23 protein-coding genes and 1 other RNA gene are annotated in these 20,739 nt (G+C 42.4%); 11 read left to right on the top strand and 13 right to left on the bottom strand.

What is annotated here, in order from left to right; all coding sequences use genetic code 11:
* Positions 1-4: 4 nt before the first annotated feature.
* The 4 genes from ACZ5GB_RS01125 to rplN are packed head-to-tail and all read right to left on the bottom strand — an operon-like array spanning position 5 to position 1,482.
* On the bottom strand, positions 5-193 hold the full coding sequence (locus tag ACZ5GB_RS01125) for a type Z 30S ribosomal protein S14 (protein WP_464327151.1): 189 nt from the start codon (positions 191-193) through the stop codon (positions 5-7).
* Position 194: 1 nt separating this feature from the next.
* Positions 195-764 (bottom strand): 50S ribosomal protein L5, encoded by a 570-nt coding sequence (gene rplE, locus ACZ5GB_RS01120; protein WP_464327150.1) that lies wholly within the window; start codon positions 762-764, stop codon positions 195-197.
* Complete coding sequence (rplX, locus tag ACZ5GB_RS01115) at positions 761-1,117, bottom strand: 50S ribosomal protein L24 (protein WP_464327149.1); 357 nt, start codon at positions 1,115-1,117, stop codon at positions 761-763. The genes rplE and rplX overlap by 4 nt, the downstream gene beginning before the upstream one ends.
* Positions 1,117-1,482, bottom strand: a complete 366-nt coding sequence (rplN, locus tag ACZ5GB_RS01110) for a 50S ribosomal protein L14 (RefSeq protein WP_464327148.1) — start codon at positions 1,480-1,482, stop codon at positions 1,117-1,119. The genes rplX and rplN overlap by 1 nt, the downstream gene beginning before the upstream one ends.
* A 218-nt stretch (positions 1,483-1,700) precedes the next feature.
* Here rplN and ACZ5GB_RS01105 point away from each other — a divergent pair, with 218 nt between their 5' ends.
* A complete protein-coding gene (locus ACZ5GB_RS01105) occupies positions 1,701-2,810 on the top strand; it encodes a DUF4382 domain-containing protein (protein ID WP_464327147.1) in 1,110 nt (369 codons plus the stop codon).
* Between the two features lie 105 nt (positions 2,811-2,915).
* Here ACZ5GB_RS01105 and ACZ5GB_RS01100 read toward each other — a convergent pair whose 3' ends face one another.
* Positions 2,916-3,764, bottom strand: coding sequence for a hypothetical protein (locus tag ACZ5GB_RS01100; RefSeq protein ID WP_464327146.1), 849 nt, complete (start codon positions 3,762-3,764; stop codon positions 2,916-2,918).
* A 145-nt stretch (positions 3,765-3,909) separates the two neighbouring features.
* Between ACZ5GB_RS01100 and rplT the strand changes: the two genes are divergently transcribed.
* The 8 genes from rplT (at position 3,910) to ACZ5GB_RS01060 (ending at position 10,886) form a co-directional block, all read left to right on the top strand.
* Entirely contained in the window at positions 3,910-4,269 is a 360-nt protein-coding gene (rplT, locus tag ACZ5GB_RS01095) for a 50S ribosomal protein L20 (RefSeq protein ID WP_464327145.1), read from the top strand.
* Positions 4,266-5,279 carry a phenylalanine--tRNA ligase subunit alpha gene (gene pheS / locus ACZ5GB_RS01090; RefSeq protein WP_464327144.1) on the top strand — a complete coding sequence of 338 codons (1,014 nt, stop codon included), beginning with the start codon at positions 4,266-4,268 and terminating at the stop codon, positions 5,277-5,279. Before rplT ends, pheS begins: the two co-directional genes overlap by 4 nt.
* 2 nt (positions 5,280-5,281) lie before the next feature.
* Complete coding sequence (locus tag ACZ5GB_RS01085) at positions 5,282-6,478, top strand: MFS transporter (protein ID WP_464327143.1); 1,197 nt, start codon at positions 5,282-5,284, stop codon at positions 6,476-6,478.
* A 22-nt stretch (positions 6,479-6,500) separates the two neighbouring features.
* Positions 6,501-7,595, top strand: coding sequence for a bifunctional diguanylate cyclase/phosphohydrolase (locus tag ACZ5GB_RS01080; RefSeq protein ID WP_464327142.1), 1,095 nt, complete (start codon positions 6,501-6,503; stop codon positions 7,593-7,595).
* Positions 7,596-7,627: 32 nt separating this feature from the next.
* Positions 7,628-8,953: a UDP-N-acetylmuramoyl-tripeptide--D-alanyl-D-alanine ligase gene (locus ACZ5GB_RS01075; protein ID WP_464327141.1), complete on the top strand. Its 1,326-nt coding sequence runs from the start codon at positions 7,628-7,630 to the stop codon at positions 8,951-8,953.
* A complete protein-coding gene (locus ACZ5GB_RS01070) occupies positions 8,928-9,521 on the top strand; it encodes a DUF8089 domain-containing protein (RefSeq protein WP_464327140.1) in 594 nt (197 codons plus the stop codon). Before ACZ5GB_RS01075 ends, ACZ5GB_RS01070 begins: the two co-directional genes overlap by 26 nt.
* 76 nt (positions 9,522-9,597) lie before the next feature.
* Positions 9,598-9,940, top strand: a transfer-messenger RNA (tmRNA) gene (gene ssrA / locus ACZ5GB_RS01065).
* Between the two features lie 19 nt (positions 9,941-9,959).
* Positions 9,960-10,886: a YbgA family protein gene (locus tag ACZ5GB_RS01060; protein WP_464327139.1), complete on the top strand. Its 927-nt coding sequence runs from the start codon at positions 9,960-9,962 to the stop codon at positions 10,884-10,886.
* Here the strand turns inward: ACZ5GB_RS01060 and metG are convergent.
* Both metG and moeB read right to left on the bottom strand, forming a co-directional pair.
* The gene (gene metG, locus ACZ5GB_RS01055) at positions 10,883-11,209 is read right to left on the bottom strand and encodes a methionine--tRNA ligase subunit beta (protein WP_464327138.1); all 327 of its coding nucleotides are present in this window, start codon (positions 11,207-11,209) and stop codon (positions 10,883-10,885) included. The two genes, ACZ5GB_RS01060 and metG, sit on opposite strands and share 4 nt — an antisense overlap.
* Before the next feature lie 9 nt (positions 11,210-11,218).
* The gene (gene moeB, locus ACZ5GB_RS01050) at positions 11,219-12,034 is read right to left on the bottom strand and encodes a molybdopterin-synthase adenylyltransferase MoeB (RefSeq protein ID WP_464327137.1); all 816 of its coding nucleotides are present in this window, start codon (positions 12,032-12,034) and stop codon (positions 11,219-11,221) included.
* Positions 12,035-12,138: 104 nt separating this feature from the next.
* Here moeB and ACZ5GB_RS01045 point away from each other — a divergent pair, with 104 nt between their 5' ends.
* Both ACZ5GB_RS01045 and dnaE read left to right on the top strand, forming a co-directional pair.
* On the top strand, positions 12,139-12,900 hold the full coding sequence (locus ACZ5GB_RS01045) for an oxygen-binding di-iron domain-containing protein (RefSeq protein ID WP_464327136.1): 762 nt from the start codon (positions 12,139-12,141) through the stop codon (positions 12,898-12,900).
* Positions 12,901-13,003: 103 nt separating this feature from the next.
* Positions 13,004-16,468, top strand: coding sequence for a DNA polymerase III subunit alpha (gene dnaE / locus ACZ5GB_RS01040; protein ID WP_464327135.1), 3,465 nt, complete (start codon positions 13,004-13,006; stop codon positions 16,466-16,468).
* Here dnaE and ACZ5GB_RS01035 read toward each other — a convergent pair.
* The 6 genes from ACZ5GB_RS01035 to cimA form a co-directional block, all read right to left on the bottom strand.
* A complete protein-coding gene (locus ACZ5GB_RS01035) occupies positions 16,465-16,824 on the bottom strand; it encodes a DUF309 domain-containing protein (RefSeq protein WP_464327134.1) in 360 nt (119 codons plus the stop codon). The two genes, dnaE and ACZ5GB_RS01035, sit on opposite strands and share 4 nt — an antisense overlap.
* Positions 16,821-17,111 (bottom strand): FUN14 domain-containing protein, encoded by a 291-nt coding sequence (locus tag ACZ5GB_RS01030; RefSeq protein ID WP_464327133.1) that lies wholly within the window; start codon positions 17,109-17,111, stop codon positions 16,821-16,823. The genes ACZ5GB_RS01035 and ACZ5GB_RS01030 overlap by 4 nt, the downstream gene beginning before the upstream one ends.
* Positions 17,108-18,223, bottom strand: a complete 1,116-nt coding sequence (locus tag ACZ5GB_RS01025) for a radical SAM protein (protein WP_464327132.1) — start codon at positions 18,221-18,223, stop codon at positions 17,108-17,110. Before ACZ5GB_RS01025 ends, ACZ5GB_RS01030 begins: the two co-directional genes overlap by 4 nt.
* Before the next feature lie 74 nt (positions 18,224-18,297).
* Entirely contained in the window at positions 18,298-18,720 is a 423-nt protein-coding gene (locus ACZ5GB_RS01020; RefSeq protein WP_464327131.1) for a magnesium transporter MgtE N-terminal domain-containing protein, read from the bottom strand.
* Entirely contained in the window at positions 18,713-19,120 is a 408-nt protein-coding gene (locus tag ACZ5GB_RS01015) for a hypothetical protein (protein WP_464327130.1), read from the bottom strand. The genes ACZ5GB_RS01020 and ACZ5GB_RS01015 overlap by 8 nt, the downstream gene beginning before the upstream one ends.
* 29 nt (positions 19,121-19,149) lie before the next feature.
* Positions 19,150-20,736, bottom strand: a complete 1,587-nt coding sequence (gene cimA, locus ACZ5GB_RS01010) for a citramalate synthase (protein WP_464327129.1) — start codon at positions 20,734-20,736, stop codon at positions 19,150-19,152.
* Between the last annotated feature and the right edge of the window lie 3 nt (positions 20,737-20,739).

The following is a 20,739-nucleotide window of genomic DNA, read 5'->3' as shown; positions in this document are numbered from 1 at the left end:
CTCCTTACCAGCTTGCTTTCCTTACACCTGGAAGCTCACCCTTAAGAGCAAGCTCCCTAAAACAAAGCCTGCACATACCAAACTGCCTTATAAAACCCCTTGGCCTGCCACATAGAGGGCATCTGTTTTTTTGCCTTACCACATACTTAGGAAAATGCTTTACATCTTTTGCCACTTTTGCTTTTCTTGGCATGTTAACCTCCTACACTCCTTATGGGAAGTCCGAGGAGAGAAAGTAGCCAAAAGGCCTCCTCGTCCTTCTTTGCCGTTGTATGGATTATTATGTCCATACCCCTTATGGCATCCACCTTTTCGTAGTCAATCTCTGGGAAGACTATCTGCTCCGCAATACCAAAGGCGTAGTTTCCCCTTCCATCAAAGGACCTTGGGTTTAGCCCCTTAAAGTCCTTAACCCTTGGCAAAGCCACAGATATAAGCTTATCAAGGAAGTCCCACATCCTTTCCTTTCTGAGCGTAACCTTTAGGCCTACGGGCATACCCTTCCTTAGCTTAAAACCTGCCTCAGACTTTTTTGCCCTCCTTACAGCTGGCTGTTGCCCTGTAATGGCCCTTAGGTCCTCCATAGCCCTTTCAAGCTGTTTAATATCTCCCACAGCCTCACCCACGCCCATATTTACCACTATTTTGACTATCTTTGGCACTTCCATAGGATTTTTGTAGCCAAAGCGGTTTATTAGCTGTGGGACCACTTCTTCCTTGTACTTAATATAAAGCCTTGGCACATACTTAGTCTCTACACTCATCTCTTAACCCTCACTTTTTCTTTCACAAGGTCAATGTTTTCGTTGCATTTTTTACAGTACCTGTACTTCCTTATAGTATCTCCTTCTACAAGGGTTCTTATGCCTACCCTGGTAGGCCTTTGGCACTTGGGACAAAGGAGCATCACATTGCTAATATGAATGGGAGCCTCTATTTCGTATATACCACCCTCTCTAACATTGGGAATTTCCTTTACATGCTTTTTTACAAGGTTCACATCCTTTACTATTACTCTGTTTTCTTCCCTGAGTACCTTTATAACTTCTCCTGTCTTTCCTTTTTCTCTGCCCCTCATAACCACAACTGTATCACCCTTTTTTATCTTCTGAGCCATCACACCACCTCCGGAGCCAAAGATGCCAACTTGGTAAAGCCTCTATTTCTCACTTCTCTTGCAATGGGCCCCAATATACGTGTCCCAAGTGGCTCTCCATACTGATTTAGCAAAACCACTGCATTGTCATCAAACTTTATATAGCTACCATCTGGGCGCCTTACTTCCTTTTTTGTCCTTACCACCACAGCCCTGTAAACTTTACCCTTCTTTGCAGGGCTATTGGGTGCAGCCACCTTAACTGTTACGGTGACCACATCACCCACGGTGGCATACTTTCTTGGTGCATAAGGTATGCCTATTATCTGCACCTTTTTAGCACCCGAGTTATCCGCTACATTAGCATAGCTTTGTCTTTGTATCATGGCTCTTCACCTCTAACATAAGCTAAGAATTATATCACAATTTAACCTTTGTGTAAAGGCCCAAACCTTCGGAGCCAAACCTAAGGCTCTAAGGGTAGAGAATTATAAAAGATAATACATGCTTTTGTCAAGGAAATATTTCACGAAAACATCACGCAAAGATAATAGGGTGGATAAATTATAATAAACTGTAAACAAAGCTTAAGGAGGGTTAAGCCATGAGGAAAAGGGTATCAATGCTTGTTGGACTTGTAGTAGTTATACTTTCTGGACTGTTTTTTGTAGCTTGCGGAGGTGGCGGAGGAGGCAGCACGCAAACTGGTAGTGTTTCTCTATTCTTTACAGATTCACCTGCAGATGTCTATTCTTCTGTGCTTGTAAAGGTCTATGAGGTAAACCTTTGTTCAGATAACCAATGCCAGAATAAGGTCAACCTTTTTACAAACCAGCAAGGTCTTTTGGTGGACCTAAGCAAGCTAAACGGCATCCTCCAGTATATAAACACCGCCAACATACCACAGGGAACCTACAACAGGCTTGAGGTAATACTGGACAAAAACCTAACTATAATTGATGGCTCTGGAGTATCTCATTCTGCTATTTTTACGCCCATGCAAGAAAAACCTAACAAGCCTAACACAGTGCAGTGTGATAATGCTAGCAACAAATGTTATATAAGGTTTAATGGCACAGTGCAGCCCTTTGCCATGGGTAAGCTTGTGGTGGACTTTGTGTTAAAGGAGTTTGAGGTGAATGAAAACACTAACCCTTGGCAAGTTACAGAAGTAAAAATGATGCCCTTAACACCACAAACCAACAAATACAAAGTATACCTTTCGGTACAAAGCGTAAACTCACAGAACAACACTATTACAGGCACTTGGATGGGCAAAACTTACACGGTAAACATAAGCTCAAACACGGTATGTGAGATAAACGGCACAAACTATCAAGGAACTAACTGCACCGGTCAAATACAAAGTGGCATGTGCATTGAGGTAAAGACCTATCAAGACCCTTCAAACCTTACCACTTTTACAGCTACCAAGATAGAAATGGAAGAGCCAGACAAGTGTGCAAATTCTTCCGGACCTAGTCCTAACTACACAGAACTAAAAGGAACTGTATCATCAAAAGACAGCCAAAATTCAACCTTTAACATAAATACATATAACAATCCCATAAAGGTAACACCTTCCACTTACTGCGAATACAATGATAACCACTATATGGGTAATCAATGTCTCGCAAACCTTCAAACTGGCTGGCTTGTAGAGGTAAAGATAAACTCCAACAATGAGGCCATAAAGATAGAGAAAGAACAATAAACTTTTGGGCAGGCCAAAGGCCTGCCTGCTTACCACCTTAAACTAAAAATAAATACCCTTTATAATGGATGTGTTATAATAGAGATTTCTACGCTGGGTGAGAAATTAGACCTCAAGTTCACCCCTCCTGTAATAGCTATATCCAATAGCATAAGCATATACATACACAAGCACACGAGTTAAAGTCCTCCACCCACTACCAGCATTAAAAAGCTTTATCTGACTTATAACACCTTCCACTACCTGCCTTTTTGCCCTCATCTCCCTACTACCACACACAATCACACCTTCACAACCCCTATAACCCCTATCTCCATACACCACACAACTCTCCACAAGCTTCCTAAACCATAAACTCCTTCTCTTCCTTTCCCTAAATGCCCTAACCTCATGCACACTTCCAAAAGTTATCCACACATCATAAACTCTTCCCCACCTATCACATAACACCATCATCAACATACCATATCTTACCTCCTCAAACTCCACTACCTTCCCATTGTCTCTCCGAACTATCTTCCTTCTCCTCTTTGCCCACCATACCTTCCCTCTTACCCTCCTTATCTTCTGTGTCCTCGCCCTGTTTACATTGGCTATGTCCACTATGGTTCCATCTATTACAAGTTCTATCTTCTTACCATACAAAAGCCTTGCTAAAATCATAAGCCTCAGCTTGTGAAGCTTGTATTCTCTCAATATCCTGTATACTCTCTTGAGTCTGTATCTTCTGAAGATATGCCATGATTGTATGGATGGGTCAATAAGTAGTTTAGCTAAGGTGAGGACTTTTGTATTGGTTATGTAGGAGAGTATAAAGATGGCTGCTATATGGATGTCTGTGAGTTTAGGTTTTCTGCCCGCTTTAGCTTTTGGCACATTAAGGAATGGCAAGGCATTTTCAAGGTCTTTTAGGATTTGTTGGTAGATGCGTAGGTAAGGTGGTATAATTTCCATGGTAAAAACCTCCGATGGTTTTTAGGGCTACTATTATAGTAGCCCTGCTGTCTTTTTATTGATATGGAAGGTTTAGCTTAAAGGGAATTTCTCACTCGGCGTATGGATGTGTTATAATAGAAATTTCTGTGTAAGGAGGTAAAGGATGCGTGTAAAGGGTCCCTCTTCAAGGAAGTTTAAGAAGAAGATCCTCAAGCTTGCCAAAGGCTTTAGAGGTCAGAGGAAGAACGTTTATAGAAGGGCAAAGGAATATGTCTTTAGGGCTTTGCAATATCAATATAGGGACAGAAGGCAAAGAAAAAGGCAATTTAGAAGGCTTTGGATTGCTCGTATAAATGCAGCGGTAAGGCCTTATGGACTATCCTACAGCAGGTTTATAAATGGACTTTCAAAGGCTGGTATAAACTTGAATAGAAAGGTGCTTGCCGACATGGCAGTAAGAGACCCAGAAGGCTTTGCCCAAATAGTAAACAAGGCAAAGGAAGCTCTGGCCCAGCCTGTATGATAGACCTAAAAAGCTTAGAAGAAGAGTTGAAAGGGGACCTACATAAGGTAGAGTCCCTTACTCAGCTACAGGCTGTAAAGGCTAAGTATCTGGGTAAAAGCGGATCTATAACTCAAGCCATTGCCAACATAAAGAATGTGCCACCAGAAGAAAGAAGAGAATATGGGCAAAGGGTAAATAAGCTAAAGGAGTATGCGGAAGAGTTAATAAGAAAAAAGGAAGAGGAGCTAAAGAAGCTTGAGCTTGAAAAAAGGCTATCGCAAGAGTGGCTTGACCTTTCAGTAGTTCTTGAGCCTTCCTTTGGCACATACCACCCCCTAACTCAAACACTCAAGAGGATAAAGGATATATTCATCAGCATGGGCTTTTCTGTTATGGAAGGCCCAGAGGTGGAGCTGGAAGAATACAACTTTGATATGCTAAACATCCCAAAAGACCACCCAGCAAGGGATATGCAGGACACCTTTTATGTAAACAAAGAGGGCTACCTTTTGAGGACTCACACTTCACCAGTGCAGATAAGAACCATGCTATCCCAAAAACCACCCATATATATGATAGCTCCCGGAAAGGTGTACAGAAGGGATGATGACCCAACCCATTCGCCCATGTTCCATCAGGTAGAAGGTCTGGCGGTGGATAAGGACATAAACTTTGGCCATATGAAGTACACCATAGAGGCCTTTCTTAAAGAGTTTTTTGAGGTGGATGTGCCTGTGCGCTTTAGGGCCTCTTACTTTCCCTTTACAGAGCCTTCCGCCGAAGTGGATATTGGGTGTGTTATATGTGGTGGTGAGGGTTGTAGGGTTTGTAAAGAATCTGGCTGGCTTGAGGTGATGGGGTGTGGTATGGTGCATCCTGCAGTGCTTGAAAACTGCCATATTGACCCAGAGGTCTATCAGGGCTTTGCCTTTGGTATGGGTGTGGAAAGGCTTGCCATGCTATACTTTGGCATAGATAACATAAAGCTTTTCTTTGAAAACAACCTTAGATTTCTAAAGCAGTTTTAGCCATGTTAAAGGAATTTACACCAGAGGAGAGAAAGGTAGTTTTAAGCATAACCTTTGCCGTTATGGTGCGTATGCTTGGTCTTTTCTTGCTTTTACCCGTATTATCTCCCTATCTTAAGACCTTAGAAGGCGCCACACCACAGCTCATAGGCTTAGCCATAGGCATATACGGCCTTGCCCAAGCCCTTTTGCAAATACCCTTTGGCTATCTATCGGACAAGTATGGAAGAAAACCCATCATCTTTGTAGGTATGTTCACCTACGCCATAGGAAGCTTGATGGCAGGCCTTGCGGGAAATATATGGAGTATGGTTTTTGCTCGTTTTATTCAGGGATTTGGTGCTGTTTCTTCTGCCATGATAGCTCTATCGGCGGACCTTACCAGAGAAGAGGTAAGGACTAGGGCCTTTGCCCATATAGGTGCTTCCATAGGCCTTACCTTTGCGCTAAGCCTTGCCATATCCCCTGTGCTGGCGGGGAAGTTTGGCGTTCCCTTTCTCTTCTTCCTTACAGCCTTTTTGAGCATACTGGCTTTATTTATCCTTATGACGCAGGTGCCAGAGCCAAAAGTGAGGTCCACAGAAAGGGAAATAAACCCATCCCTTAGCAACATAATCCATCTTTTAAAAGACAAAAATCAAATCTTTTTGAACTTTTCTGTGGGCTTACTTCATGCTTACTTGGTGCTTCTATTTACAGTGGTTCCCTATGAACTTGTATATAAGTATAACCTTCCAAAGATAAAGCACTGGGAAATATACTTACCTACGGTTTTGCTTTCCCTTATTCTCATGGTGCCAGCCATAATAGTGGCAGAAAAAAGGAAAAAATTTAGAGAAGTCTTCCTTTCTGCAGTTTTCTTGCTTGGGCTTTCTTTTGCCACTTTACACTTTGTAGGAAATTTTGTGGGTATTGTTCTGGCTGTGCTTCTTTTCTTTTTGGGATTTAACATGCTGGAAGCTCTTATTCCTTCCCTTCTCACAAGGCTAACCCATAAGGACCTTAGAGGCCTTTCCTTGGGCTTTTTTAATACAACTCAATTTCTTGGAGCCTTCCTTGGTGGTATGTGGGGAGGCTATACGTTAAAACATGGCTACAGTTATATGACTCTTCTTGCCATAGCTTTTGCCATCTTTTGGTTTTTTGTGGGAAGCCTTTGGTTTAGAAGTATAAAGGACCTTCCCATATTTACAGAATAATTTGCTTTATATTATAAAAGTTATGCTGAAGAGTTTGGAACTACTGCTAACTCTTCTTGAATACAGGGACGTTTATACAAGAGGTCACACGGATAGAGGTATTTTTTACGCTATAAAGATAGGCGAAAGCCTTGGACTTTACGAAAGGGAGTTAGATCTTCTTCGTATTGGTGGTATGTTGCACGATGTGGGGAAAATAGCCATACCAGACGTTATACTCCTAAAGCCTGGAAAGCTTACAAAAGAAGAGTTTGAGATAATGAAGCTCCATGTGCAATTAGGTTATGAGATGGTAAAGGACCTTGGCCTGCCTTCTGAATCTCTTGAGGTTCTACTATACCATCAGGAAAGGTACGACGGAGCTGGATACCCTTACGGATTGAAAGGTCAAGAAATACCTTTACTTGCAAGGATATACACCATTGCGGATGCTTTTGAAGCTATGACTGCAAGGAGAATATACAAAAGAGCAAAAACTTGGGAACAAGCTTTAAACGAGCTTGAGGAGTTGGCAGGTATGCAGTTTGACCCAGATATAGTAGGTTATGCCGTCAAAACATTGAGAGGGCTAAAACACGTGGAAATAAACCATTCCCGTGTAAATCAAGAGATAGAAAAGATAAGGTGGAGTTTTCAATATTTAGACCCAACGGGAGCCATAAAAGGAGACCTTTTTCTACCAACGCTAAAAGCCTTTATAGACAAAAAAGAAAGTCTTTGTTTGACAGTTTTTGATATAAAAAATCTCACTCAAATAAACCTTGAAAGGGGTTGGGAGGCTGGCAACGAAGTCTTAAAACATCTTGTAAGAGCTATAAACATTCAATGCTGTGCTTCTTACGATATAAGGGACATAATCCTAAGGCTGATGAAGGAGGATGTAATAGATATAACAAGCCCTATTGTGTTCCGCATAGGGGGTGATGAGTTTGCAGTTATAGCACCATATATTCCACCGAAGGAAAAGGTTATAGAAGTGGTAAAGTTTATGAACGAGATAGATGTAGGTGTAGATTATCTACAACTTGAGTATCCTTTAACTGTATCCACCTACCAAGAAGCCATTAATAAAATCTTTGCCTTTACCAAGAGCAAACTAATTGCTTTTTATATATAAAAAATTGACAATGAAACTTATAATTTATTTCTATGAACACAGAAAAGTTAGCTAATATACTAAAAGGCATACACATAGGAAAACCATCTACCTTTTTTGGTTTTTCTATCGATAGTAGGGCTGTAAAGGGTGGGGAGGTTTTTATAGCCCTAAGGGGCAAGGTGCATGACGGTCATAACTTCGCTGAAGAAGCTATAAAAAAAGGTGCGGTTGCTGTCCTTTGTGAAAGGCTTCTTGACCTTCCTAAGAATGTGCCACAAATATTGGTGGAAGACAGCCTTATGGCTTTGAGGAATATTGCCCTTTGGAAAAGGGAAAACTTTAAAGGTAAGGTAGTAGCAATAGCTGGGTCGGCTGGTAAAACCACCACAAAGGAGATGACAGCCTTTTTACTATCCAAGGTAGGGAAGGTGTGTAAAACTCCGAGAAATTACAATTCGCAGGTTGGTGTGCCTTTGTCTGTGGCTAACTTTGAAGAAGACTGTGCTTTTTGGGTTGTGGAGCTTGGAGCAAGTCAAAAGGGTGATGTTAAAAGGCTTGTGGAAATAGTAAAGCCACATATAAGGGCTATAACGGCTATAGGAGAAGAACACTTGGAAACCTTTGGATGCCTTGATGATGTAATTCTTGGGAATGGGGAAATATTTTATGGGATGGGAGAAGAAGACTGGGGGGTATGTCCTACAAAGGTATCTCATTGCTATGCCATACCTAAAAAGCTAACCTTCGGTGATGGAGATTTTTCTGCCAAAGATATAAAACTTTCTGCAGAAGGAGTAAGTTTTAAAGTAAAAGGAAAAGAAGTATTTATTCCTATACCAAGCCTTGCGGTGGTAGAAAATGCTTTGTGTGCCTTTCGCATACTTGAAGCCCTTGGTATTGAATGGAGAGAACTATCCAATAGCCTTGCAGATTTCCATCCTGTAGAAGGAAGGTTTAGAGTCATAAAAAGGAAGGACATTATTCTTATTGATGATACCTACAACGCCAATCCACCGTCGGTAAGGATGGCCCTAAAAAGCCTTAGCCTTTTCAACGGATACAGAATAGCGGTCTTGGGGGATATGTTGGAGCTTGGAGAGCTTTCAGAAGCCTATCATAGGGAAATAGGAAGGCTTTGCGCAGAGCTTGGTATAGACCTTTGCTTGTTTTATGGAGACCATATGAAGTACGCCTACCAAGAATGCCTTCAAAAAGGCGGTAATTGTAGATTTTTTGATGATAAGAAAGGGCTATTGGATTTTCTCCTGGGTAAGCCCTTTGGAAAAGCTGTTATACTTTTTAAGGGTTCAAGAGGTATGAAGATGGAAGAACTGGTGGAGGGTTTCACCGATGGCAAACTTTGTGGATATTTATAAAAAACTTGAAGAGAACGTATTATTCCACACCAAGCTTGAAAAGATAAAGTATGAGGAGGGAAAACTATTTTTAACCATTACACCACTTTCCCAAAGGTTTTTGCTCTTGGGAGATTCTGTCAAGGTAGGTTATATAAGCATGCTTCTTCCTGGTAAAGTTGTAGGAAAGGGCGAAAACTTAATAATAAATCTATTCTATTCGGGAGAAGGCAAGTGGGGAGATAGGAGCAAGCCAAGGGTGCCTGTTCAAAAGGACCTTAATTTCACAGTACTTATAAAGATAGATGGAATTTATAGAGCCTTTGAACCTATGGATATCTCCGAAGTTGGTCTGTCTCTGATAACATTTGATGACTCTGTATTACCTATGATGATAGGTAAAAGTTTGGAATTTAAAATAACAGGCAGAGAAGAATTATCCGGTGTATCTGGCACACTCCGGTTGGTGGGAATTATGGAAGATAAAAATGTGATAAAGCTATCATGTGAAATGGACTTAGATGATGCAGACACAACAAAAGTAAGGTTATATGTTATAAAGACAATAGAAAAGCTTTTTTCCATTTAGGGTATTTCAAAAACAGCCTCCTTGACCACTTGACATATTAAAGTGAGGTAATTATATTAACTCTTTGGTTCCCTTAGGGGGCGAATGGGTTCGACGGGGACTGTAGGACAGGGTTGCAGGCAGGGTGGCAACCTAAACAGCCAAGCAAAACACTTCCCGAAAGGGAACTCGCTCTCGCTGCTTAATTAAGAGCAGCGGCTCTCCCATGGCTTAGCCCCTGGGCTGTGGGAAGGGCTTAGAGACAGGGGTGTAGGCTATGGCTGGTGCAGGGACAGCCTTAGCCGAAGTTTAGCCCTGCTCGCCCTATGGGGTTTGCCAGTGGACACCCATAGGGTCAGAAGAAAACACTGGCTAAGCCTGTAGAGGCTCTGGGTGCCGAAGGTCCTCGGACGCGGGTTCGATTCCCGCCGCCTCCACCAAAAGTTAAATTATAAAACCATGCTAACTTTTCAAAGGCCAAAGCTTGTGCTTAGCCGATGTTTTTTTGACCACGTTAGGTATGATGGTGGCATCATAATAGACCCTTTTGTAGAAAAGCTAAAAAGCTACGTGGATGTTATAACCGTATGTCCAGAGATGGATATAGGCCTTGGAACACCAAGGCAGAGGATAATAGTTTTAAAAGAAGCAAAGGGCAGAAAACTTTTCCAGCCAGAAACGGGCAAGGACCTTACGGCTACCATGGAAGATTTTGCCAATAAATTCCTTTTAAACTTAGAAGAAGTTGATGGCTTCCTTCTAAAGAGTAAATCACCTTCCTGTGGTGTTGGGACTACAAAGCTTTATGAAGGGGATAAGGTAATAGGAAGAACTTATGGTATGTTTGCGCAAAAAGTTAAAGAAAATTTACCATATATACCTTTAGAAGACGAAGGAAGACTGAATGATAGAAGAATAAGAGAACATTTTTTAACAAGAGTTTATGCCTTTGCAGACCTTAGACGTTTAAAACATAGCTTTTCATCAAAAGCTCTCGTAGAATTTCATAGTTCCTATAAGTATCTCCTCATGACATACAATCAAAGTGCGTTGAAAAAACTGGGACAAATAGTATCAAGAGTTGGCAAAGAACCAGAAAAAGCGTTGAAGGCTTACGAAGAAGTCTTTCGTAGTGCTTTTAGTAAGATGCCTTCACCTTCAAAGCATGCCAATACCCTTTTACATATATTAGGACATATTAGCAGAAGATTAAATTCTATGGAAAAGAAGCACATAATACATCTCATTCAAAAAGTAAAGCATGGGCGCATAAGCTACAGGCTTGTGGTAGAGATAATAAGGAACATAGCTTATAGATATGAGGAAAAATATCTTCTAAAACAGAGATATTTTGACCCTTTCCCAGAGGAATTATTGGAAGATTAACTTGCTTTTGCTCCTTCCTTAATATCCCTATCTGGCACTATAAGGGAAAGGTTTTCACCGTCGGAAAGGGCAAGAACCATGCCTTGGGATTCTACGCCAAAGATCTTCCTTGGTTTTAGGTTGGCAAGCATAAGCACCTTCTTCCCTACAAGCTCCTCTGGGCTATAAAACTTGGCTATGCCAGCCATAAGAGTCCTTTCTTCCTCTCCAAGGGAGACCCTTAGCTTTAAAAGCTTTTCCGAACCTTCCACCCTCTCTGCGGAAACTATCTTGGCAAGCCTTATATCAAGCTTTAAAAAGTCCTCAATGCCTACAAGCTCCATCTTTAACTCCTAAAAATGCACATCGCACACTTGCTCATACTCTATAAGCTCTTTTATGGTTGGGTTTTTACCACAAAGGGGACAGTTGGGGTCCTTACGTAGTTTGACCTTTCTAAAGTCCATAGAAAGGGCATCCATTATAAGAAGCCTGCCTACCAAAGGCTCACCTATACCAAGAAGCACCTTTATGGCCTCAGTTGCCTGGATACAACCCATAATACCACCTATGGAGCCAAGAATGCCAGCCTCTTGGCAAGAAGGCACCAGGCCTGGTGGTGGTGGCTCTGGATAAAGACACCTATAGCAGGGAGAGTTTTCCTTATCTCTGTAATCAAAAACGGAAATTTGTCCCTCAAACCTTAACATGGCAGCAGATACCAAAGGCTTTCCAAGAAAGTAGCAAGCATCGTTTATGAGAAACCGTGTGGGGAAGTTATCTGTGCCATCAAGGACCACATCATAGTCCTTTATAATGTCCATAACGTTGGACTTGTTTATCATGGTGTTGTAGGTTATCACCTTAACATCTGGATTTAGCTTCTCTACGGTCATGCGTGCGGATTCTACTTTCGGAATGCCAACCCTTTCTGTGTTGTGAAGAATCTGCCTTTGGAGGTTAGAGAAATCCACCACATCAAAATCCACTATACCAATGGTTCCTACGCCTGCGGCAGCAAGGTAATATATGGCCGGAGAGCCAAGACCACCAGCTCCGATTACAAGCACCTTGGATTTTAAAAGCTTTTCCTGTCCCTTTCCGCCCACCTCGGGCAGTATTATATGCCTGGCATATCGTTTTATTTGTTCTTCTGTAAACTGAAACATAGTTTATAAATTATAAAACTACTCAATGCCTCTGCAAGCTTTTCTTTAAACTACGAAATACTTAGGGTATACTATATGATAATTATCAGGTTGGAGGTGTGTCCATGAAGAAGGTCATCTTTAACACGCCAGACCACAAAGTAATATTTTTCGAAGAGCTTACTCCTGCCAGTGCGGTGCAAGCCAATCAGGTTCTTATAATTCACAAAGATGAAGGCATGCTTTTAGACCCTGGAGGTCATAAGGTTTTTTCAAAGCTTCTTTCCGAGCTTGCTGTTTATATACCACCAAGTCAGATAAGGTATATCTTCCTGTCTCATCAGGACCCAGATATAGTGGCATCCATAAACGGTTGGCTTATGACCACCAAGGCAGAAGCATATATATCCAAGCTTTGGATGAGGTTTTTGCCCCACTTTGGCTTGGATTCCCAGCTTGAGGGTAGGGTTGTGCCAATAGATGACAACGGTACAGTGCTTACACTTGGTGGAGATTGTAAGCTATACATACTTCCAGCACACTTTTTACATTCAGAGGGGAATTTTCAGGTTTATGACCCTTGCTCTAAGATACTCTTTTCCGGAGACCTTGGTGCTTCTTTGGGGCAGGATTACTTCTTTGTGGAGGACTTTGACAAGCATATTAAGTACATGGAAGGTTTTCATAGAAGGTATATGGTTAGCAATAAGGTGCTGAGGTTTTGGGCTAACATGGTCAAAGACTTGGATATTGAGATGATAGTACCACAGCATGGCGCTATTTTTAAAGGTAAGGATATGGTAAAGAGGTTTATAGAATGGATTGAAAACCTTGAGGTGGGCGTAGACCTTCTAACACAAGATATGTATAAGGTGCCATCCGGATAAAAAGCACAATAGGCTAAATATTTAGGGAAGCTTCGCAAAAGGCTTATGCATCAAGCCTTTTAGGGTTTGTATTTTAGAATCCTTCATAGTATGCTAATAGAATATGAAAGACTTTGTGCATCTGCACCTTCATACTCAATACTCCTTGCTTGATGGAGCTATAAAGATAAAGGACCTGTCAAAGAAGGCAACAGAGTATGGCTATAAGGCGGTTGCCATAACAGACCATGGAAACCTTTTTGGCATACTGGACTTTTATAAGGAGATGAAGTCCGTAGGTATAAAGCCTCTTATAGGTATGGAGGCCTACTTTACCACAGGCTCACGCTTGGACAGAAGGGGTAAAGCATCGGAAGATAACATAACCGACAGACACAACCATCATCTCATCCTTATAGCAAAGAACGACCAAGGGCTTAAAAACCTTATGAAGCTTTCCACCCTTTCTTATAAGGAGGGCTTTTATTACAAGCCACGTATAGATTATGAACTTTTGAGCCAATACCATAAAGGGCTAATAGCCATAACGGCATGTTTGAAGGGCGTGCCTACTTATTATGCAAGCCTTGGAGAAGAGCAGAAGGCTGAGGAATGGGTAAAAAAGTTCTTAGACCTTTTTGGTGAGGACTTATACCTTGAACTTCAATCCAACTCCTTGCCAGAGCAAGAAGTTGCCAACAAAACCCTTATAAAGATAGCCAAAAGGCTTGGAGTAAAGCTTGTGGCCACCAACGATTCTCACTACCTTATGCCCGAAGACAGACTTGCTCACCAAGTACTTATGGCCATACAGATGAAGAAAACTCTAATGGAGATACAGCAAGGTGGTGGCCTAAAATGCGCCAACGAAGGCCTGCACTTTGCAAGCCCAGAAGAGGTATGGGAGAAGTTTAAGGGTAGGTTTGAAGGATGGGAGGAGGCTCTTAAGAACACCCTTGAGGTGGCAGAGAAAACGGCTGATAGCTTTGAGATCCTCGAAAACAAGGGCTATCTTATGCCCCACTTTCCTGTGGAGGGTTCAAGCCTTGGAGAGTTTCTCAAAGACCTTTCTATAAAGGGTTTGAGACAGAGAATAGAACAAGGTTTGGCAAGGGATAGTAAAGAATATTGGGATAGGCTACACTACGAGCTTGATGTGGTTTCCCGTATGGGTTTTGAGGGTTATTTCCTTATAGTTCAAGACTTTATCAACTGGGCAAAGTCCCAAGGCATTCCTGTAGGTCCCGGTAGAGGCTCTGCCGCTGGTTCCCTACTTGCCTTTGCCCTGGGTATAACCGATGTGGACCCCATAAGGCATGGTCTTCTCTTTGAAAGGTTTTTAAACCCAGAAAGAATTTCCATGCCCGATATAGACGTAGACTTTTGTATGGAAAACAGAGACAGGGTAATTGAGTATGTAAAGGAGAAGTATGGATCGGACAAGGTGGCTCAGATCATCACCTACAACGTGATGAAGGCAAAGCAAACCCTAAGGGACACGGCCAGGGCCCTTGGCATATCCTATCAAACTGCGGACACCTTAGCCAAGCTTATACCCCAAGGCGATGTGCAAGGCACATGGCTAAACCTTGAGGAGATGTATATAACACCCATAGAGGAGCTTTTGGAAAAGTATGGTAGGCATAGGACGGATATAGAGGAAAACGTGAAAAAGTTCAGAAGACTTTGTGATGAAAATCCAGAGCTAAAAAGGCTTGTGGAGATAGCCTTAAGGCTTGAGGGACTTACAAGGCATACTTCTTTGCACGCCGCAGGCGTGGTTATAGCTCCCAAACCCTTGGAGGAACTGTTGCCTCTTTATTATGACAAGGAAGGTTCGGTGGCCACCCAGTTTGACATGGTAAAGCTTGAAGAGATAGGCCTTATAAAGATGGACTTTTTGGGTCTAAAGACCCTTACAGAACTGCAAAGAATGAGGGAAATGATAAGGGAAAGGCATGGAGTAGATATAAACCTTTTGAGCCTGCCCCTTGATGATAAGGAGGTTTTTGAGCTTTTGAGGGAGGGCAACACCACGGGCGTGTTCCAGCTTGAAAGCGTAGGTATGAAAAACTTACTTAGAAGACTGTTGCCCGATAGCTTTGATGATATAGTGGCAGTCCTTGCCCTATACAGGCCAGGGCCTCTAAAAAGTGGCCTTGTGGACAGCTACATAAACAGAAAGCATGGTAAGGAACCTGTAGAATACCCCTTCCCAGAGCTTGAGCCAGTGCTAAAGGAAACCTACGGCGTGTGGGTCTATCAGGAACAGATAATGAAAGCATCTCAGATATTGGCTGGCTTTACGCCCGGCGAGGCGGACACCCTTAGAAAGGCCATAGGTAAGAAGAAGGCGGACCTAATGGCTCAGATGAAGGAGAAGTTTATAAAGGGAGCTGTGGAAAGGGGCTACAACGAGAAAAAGATAACAGAACTTTGGGAAGACATAGAAAAGTTTGCCAGCTATTCCTTTAATAAATCTCACTCAGTAGCCTACGGCTACCTTTCTTACTGGACTGCTTATTTAAAGGCACATTACCCAGAGGAGTTTTTCTGTGTAAAGCTCTCCACAGAAAAGAGCGACAAAAAGTTTATAAGCCTTATTAAGGATGTTAAAAAAGAAGGCTTTAAGCTGTTGCCACCGGATATAAACAAAAGCCATGTAGACTTTGTCATAGAGGGCAAAAAGACCATAAGGTTTGGCCTTGCCCGTATAAAGGGCGTAGGGGAAGAAACTGCAAGGCTTATAGTAGAAAGCAGGAAAAGGCCTTGGACTTCCTTGGGTGATTTTGTAAGAAGCGTGGACAATAAAAAGGTAAACAAAAAGACCCTTGAGGCATTAATAAAGGCTGGCGCCTTTGACTTTACTGGGGAAAAGCGGTCTTACCTTCTCAGCAGGCTTGAAAGTGGGTCTTCCATGTTTACAAAAGGGCTTTTTGGTTTTAAGGAGGAGGTGAAGGAAGAGGATAACTCCAAGTATGAAAAGGAAGTGCTTGGCTTTTATATTTCTTCCCACCCACTTGATCCATATGAAAAGCTCCTTAAGGGCAAGGTATCTTCCTTAGAAATCCTTGAAGAGGTGGAAGAAGGCACATACACCTTTGCAGGCGTTATAACGGAGCTAAAACTTAAAAAGACGCAGAAGGGTAATTATATAGCCACCTTCAACTTAGTGGATAAGACAGGAATAGCTCAGGTCTTTGTTTTCCCAGAGACCCTTGAACAGAATAAGGAAAAGATAAAAGAGGACCAGGTTTTGGTGGGTAGGTTTGAGGTGGATAAGGATGAGGAAACGGAAGAGGTAAAGCTCATACTAAAAGAAGCATATACACCGGAGGAGTTTTTAAGGAGCAAAAACATGATGTTAAGGCTTGTATTTTTGAAGGAACTGGAAGAAGACAAGTTGGAAAAATTAAGGTCCTTGATAGAACAGTGCAAAGATGAGGAGGGCAAAGAGTTGCTTATTGAGTTAAGAATAAACGGATATAGGACACTGCTTCAGGCAGACCCAAGGATAAGGGTTGGTATGGATATACTAAAGTTTAAAGAGGAACTGGAGAGAATGGGTGTAAGGGTGGAGATGATTTAGATGTTCAAAAGTCTAAGCTGTGGAAACTCCTCTATCCCTCCTCCCCCTTCCAAAGCTTTTATATGGACATCCACAAATTTAAGAAGGTAAGGCACATCCACATACCTAAGCACACTATCACAATTCATCAATTGCTCGTAAGACATTTTTAAAACTCTAAGACAGCTGTCCCTTCTTCCGCAGATGTAATGGTTGTATGCTATGGCAAGCCTTATAAGGCCTTGATAGCAGTTCCTTGAAGCTCTATCCTCCTTTGGAAACAATCTCCATATGTCCTCAAGGATTTCATGGGCTGAATAAAAATCACCCAAATCCCAAAGCCTTTTTGCTTCTTCTAAAAGCTCTTTTTCTCTCAAGTCTTAAACCCTATAGCAAAGCCCACTGCAAAGCTACCGGCAAAGGCAAGCTTTCTAATCAATCCATGCACAAAGGCCGTAAAGCCTTCAAACATACCCTTAAAGAGGGCAAAGAGATTGTTCCAATCCACATGGATTATGCCCTTGCTGGCAAGCCACATTAAAGAAAGGATATAAAGGCCAAGGAGGAGGAGGAAAAAGTTAAGAACCCGCCTTACCGCAAAGCCTACCACAAAGCCTGCAAAGCCCGCATAACCCATATCCAAAAGAAGGTCGCCCCAGTTCATTGGTACCTAAGGACGCTTGGATTTAGCACATCGGGGTAGTTGGTGGTCATCTCATAGTCAAAGAGCTGTTTTCTTATTCTTTGTAGGTCTGCCTTGTTTGGCTTGAAGGGATAGCTCTTTATATCGGTTACAGAGCTATCTCCAAAGGGCCTGTTGCAAGCAACCTCTGTGGTTTTCCCTCTGCATCCTGAGGTCATGAATGGCCTTCCGCTCCAAAAGAGTTCTTCAAAAGTGTCCTTATCTATACCAAAGTCAATTATCTGGCCCTTTTCATTGAACTTCATGTCTTCGTAGCGAGCTATCCTGTTGTCTATCAAATATCTTGCAAACTGGACCCTTCTGTATTGGGGTGCTGGACAAGGCTTTTCCTTTTCCATCATAGAACCTTCCTCCGGCCAGAAGGAGAAAAGGTGGGTTCTGGCACCCAGGTCTCTTACCTTTTGTATGGTTTCTACCATTTCTTGTTCTGTTTCACCCAAGCCCACTACAAGGTGGCATCCTGCATAACCGTCCCCCATCACATCACAGGCCCACTCAAGCACCTTCCAGAAGGTTTCCCACTTGTGAGGGCTGTTCATAGGCCTGCCCCTTAGCTTTTCAAAGACCTCCGGCGTGGCGCAGTCTATGGCAACGGTTACCGTGTCTGCACCCAGTTTTTTGTAATCTTCCATGTCTTCGTAGGTGGTGCCTGTGGCGTTTATAAGTAAGGAAACAAAGATTTTATCTCCAAGCTCGGAGAGGACCTTTTTAAGCACATACTTGGTATCCCTTATGGCCTTTGGATGGGTTATCTGGGCTATGCACAGCCTTTCCACATGGCCTACCGCCTTCGCCCTTTCTATTATCTCATCAAGCTTTACCGTGGGCCATTCCACCCTTATGAAGTTCTTCTTTGAATACTCCATATCCCTTGCCTTTTGAAGTCCACAATAGGCGCAGGTGGCATGGCATCCAGAAGGGTAGGTCAAAAGCGTATTTATACAGCTTAGCCTTGTATTTCTATAGAACTGCCCTGGCACTATGCCAAGGGTCATGGCTGCCGCCATGCTTATCTGAAGGTATTCTGGACTTTCCTTTTGCTCTGTAAGCCTTTCAAGAACTAACCTGTCCATCTTTCCACCTCCAAAGACTTATTATAAGCCCACTCTCAATAAGGCTTTTAAGAAATTCTTATAATTCCATAAGCTCACCTTTTCTTTTTCCTTTCCAATATTATGGCGGAGACCTCAGCAGCCTTTTTGGGGTCCATGGCTTCAAGTATGGCTGCGGCCTGCCTTTCCTTTAGGTTTATTAGAACTTCTGCGGCAAGGTTGGAGTCTAAGTTATTCATTATGGCTCCAGCCTCATCTGGTGATGCCTTGTTGAATATATCTACAAGCTTTTTTACCTCTGGTAGTTGTTCTTCCTTTTTTGGCTCTACTCTTTTTAGTTCCTCAAGCTTTTTTCGTTCCTCTTCAAGCCTTTTAAGCTTTTCTTCAAGGTCCTTCGTCATAACACTTATTTCATCTTTTGCCTTTCTTTCCCTGTCTTCTTTTATCTTTTTCTGCAAGGCAGATTGAGAAAAGGAAAAGGATAAAAGAATAGCCATAATAAAGAGAGCCTTAAGCATTTCTATGCCACCTCTTTATTAAATGCATGAAGTTTACGTTTTGTGCTTCAAGGCTAACAGTCTTAAACCTTTGCATTCTATCAAAATTTTCTTTTAGTATTTCAAGGGCTTTAAGGTCTTTATATGCTTCTTTTAGTCTTTGTTTTCTTTCTTCCTTAAATTGTTTTAACTCTGTTAACTTGTTTAATAAATCTCTTTTCTTGGATAGCATGGCTCTATATCGCAGTAGTAAGCCCTCCGAAAAGGAAGCCTTGATAAGGTTGTTTATCTCCTCTATCACCGTATCTATCTGTTGTATTTCTCTTTTTATAAGGTCTATCTGTATATCAATCTCTTTTAGCTCTTTGGACCTTAGGTCCTTTATCCCCTCCTTTATCTTTATAATCCTACGCAGGTCCATGGTAAAAATTAATTATAAAACCTAACATCCTAATTGGATTCCATCTCTTCCTCATCCTTGTGGAGTTTGTAAATAAGGCTGTCCGCAAGGGCTATCCAAGAGGCTTCTATGATGTTCTCGGAAACTCCTACCGTACCCCATCTTCTATTTCCATCGGTTGATTCAATAAGCACCCTAACCTTGGCACCCGTGCCTTCAGACTCGTTAACTATCCTAACCTTATAGTCTATAAGCTGGACCTCCTTAAGGTTTGGATAAAACTCCTCAAGGGCCTTTCTCAAAGCTCTATCCAAGGCGCTTACAGGTCCATTACCCAGGGCGGCAGTATGCTGTTTTACATCTCCAACAAAGAGCCTCACAGTGGCCTCCGAAACAGGCAGGTTGTCCGTGCTTCTTTTTGCTATAAGAACTCTGTAGGCGTCAAGGGTAAAGTAGTCCCTTACCAAGCCAAAATGCCTTTTGCAAAGTAGCTCAAAGGATGCTTCAGCGGCCTCAAAATGGTAGCCCTCCTTTTCCAGTTCCTTTATCCTTTCCAAAAGCTTTAGAACCTCTGGAGATTTTTCGTCCACCTCAATACCCATCTCTCTAAGCTTATAGAGTATGTTGCTCCTTCCAGAGAGGTCCGAAACGGTTACCTTTCTCTTGTTGCCTACAAGTGCTGGGTCAATGTGTTCGTAGGTGCCAGCATGCTTCATAACTGCAGAGGCATGCACGCCCGCCTTGTGAGCAAAGGCGCTCTCACCCACATAGGGCATGTTCTTTGGTAAGGGCATGTTGGACATCTCTGAGACAAAGTGGCTAAGCTCTGTGAGTTTTTTTAGGTTTTCCTCCGGCACAGCCCTATAGCCCATCTTTAGTTGCAGGTTTGGTATTATGGAACAAAGGTTTGCATTGCCCGTTCTTTCCCCTATACCGTTTATAGTGCCATGCACCTGTCTGGCGCCTGCCAAAATGGCCATCAAAGAGTTGGCTACGGCCGTATCCGAATCGTTGTGGGCATGTATGCCTATGTTTACCTCCGGAAAGGCTTCCTTTACCTTTTTTGTTATCTCATAAACCTCGTGAGGAAGGCTTCCACCGTTGGTATCGCATAGCACTATCCAGTCCGCACCACCTTCTAAGGCAGACCTTAGGACCTCAAGGGCATACTGGGGGTTGTTTTTGTATCCGTCAAAGAAGTGTTCTGCGTCAAAGATGACCTCTTCTACATGCTTCTTTAAAAAGCTTACCGATTCATAGACCATGGAAAGGTTCTCTTCTAAGGTGGTCTTTAGGGCCTCAAGCACATGGAAATCCCAGCTTTTGCCAAAGATGGTAATGACTTTAGCACCAGACTTTATAAGGTTTTCAAGCTGTGGGTCTTCTTCTGCCCTTTTGCCAGGCCTTCTTGTGGAGCCAAAGGCCACTATTTTGGCATGTATTGGCTTGTATTTCTTTAGCCTTTCAAAAAATATGGTGTCCTTTGGATTGGCTCCAGGCCATCCACCTTCTATGTAATCAATGCCAAACTCATCCAGTTTTTGGAGTATGCGTAGCTTGTCCTCAAGGGAAAAGTTCACACCTTCTGCTTGGGAGCCATCCCTTAATGTGGTATCATAAATGAAAACCTTTTCCATAAT

The organism is Hydrogenobacter subterraneus (assembly GCF_055390195.1).
This window is presented reverse-complemented; position numbering and strand designations above follow the sequence as displayed.

Excerpts from the sequence above, each read along its gene's own strand:
- moeB (WP_464327137.1), bottom strand. The coding sequence starts at position 12,034 with ATGTTTCAGTTTACAGAAGAACAAATAAAACGATATGCCAGGCATATA.
- ACZ5GB_RS01080 (WP_464327142.1), top strand. The coding sequence starts at position 6,501 with ATGCTGAAGAGTTTGGAACTACTGCTAACTCTTCTTGAATACAGGGAC.
- rplE (WP_464327150.1), bottom strand. The coding sequence starts at position 764 with ATGAGTGTAGAGACTAAGTATGTGCCAAGGCTTTATATTAAGTACAAG.
- ACZ5GB_RS01030 (WP_464327133.1), bottom strand. The coding sequence starts at position 17,111 with ATGAACTGGGGCGACCTTCTTTTGGATATGGGTTATGCGGGCTTTGCA.
- ACZ5GB_RS01015 (WP_464327130.1), bottom strand. The coding sequence starts at position 19,120 with ATGGACCTGCGTAGGATTATAAAGATAAAGGAGGGGATAAAGGACCTA.
- ACZ5GB_RS01045 (WP_464327136.1), top strand. The coding sequence starts at position 12,139 with ATGAAGAAGGTCATCTTTAACACGCCAGACCACAAAGTAATATTTTTC.
- rplN (WP_464327148.1), bottom strand. The coding sequence starts at position 1,482 with ATGATACAAAGACAAAGCTATGCTAATGTAGCGGATAACTCGGGTGCT.
- ACZ5GB_RS01020 (WP_464327131.1), bottom strand. The coding sequence starts at position 18,720 with ATGCTTAAGGCTCTCTTTATTATGGCTATTCTTTTATCCTTTTCCTTT.
- pheS (WP_464327144.1), top strand. The coding sequence starts at position 4,266 with ATGATAGACCTAAAAAGCTTAGAAGAAGAGTTGAAAGGGGACCTACAT.
- ACZ5GB_RS01100 (WP_464327146.1), bottom strand. The coding sequence starts at position 3,764 with ATGGAAATTATACCACCTTACCTACGCATCTACCAACAAATCCTAAAA.
- rplX (WP_464327149.1), bottom strand. The coding sequence starts at position 1,117 with ATGGCTCAGAAGATAAAAAAGGGTGATACAGTTGTGGTTATGAGGGGC.
- dnaE (WP_464327135.1), top strand. The coding sequence starts at position 13,004 with ATGAAAGACTTTGTGCATCTGCACCTTCATACTCAATACTCCTTGCTT.
- ACZ5GB_RS01085 (WP_464327143.1), top strand. The coding sequence starts at position 5,282 with ATGTTAAAGGAATTTACACCAGAGGAGAGAAAGGTAGTTTTAAGCATA.
- ACZ5GB_RS01060 (WP_464327139.1), top strand. The coding sequence starts at position 9,960 with ATGCTAACTTTTCAAAGGCCAAAGCTTGTGCTTAGCCGATGTTTTTTT.
- ACZ5GB_RS01125 (WP_464327151.1), bottom strand. The coding sequence starts at position 193 with ATGCCAAGAAAAGCAAAAGTGGCAAAAGATGTAAAGCATTTTCCTAAG.
- ACZ5GB_RS01075 (WP_464327141.1), top strand. The coding sequence starts at position 7,628 with ATGAACACAGAAAAGTTAGCTAATATACTAAAAGGCATACACATAGGA.
- ACZ5GB_RS01070 (WP_464327140.1), top strand. The coding sequence starts at position 8,928 with ATGGCAAACTTTGTGGATATTTATAAAAAACTTGAAGAGAACGTATTA.
- rplT (WP_464327145.1), top strand. The coding sequence starts at position 3,910 with ATGCGTGTAAAGGGTCCCTCTTCAAGGAAGTTTAAGAAGAAGATCCTC.
- ACZ5GB_RS01025 (WP_464327132.1), bottom strand. The coding sequence starts at position 18,223 with ATGGACAGGTTAGTTCTTGAAAGGCTTACAGAGCAAAAGGAAAGTCCA.
- metG (WP_464327138.1), bottom strand. The coding sequence starts at position 11,209 with ATGGAGCTTGTAGGCATTGAGGACTTTTTAAAGCTTGATATAAGGCTT.
- cimA (WP_464327129.1), bottom strand. The coding sequence starts at position 20,736 with ATGGAAAAGGTTTTCATTTATGATACCACATTAAGGGATGGCTCCCAA.
- ACZ5GB_RS01105 (WP_464327147.1), top strand. The coding sequence starts at position 1,701 with ATGAGGAAAAGGGTATCAATGCTTGTTGGACTTGTAGTAGTTATACTT.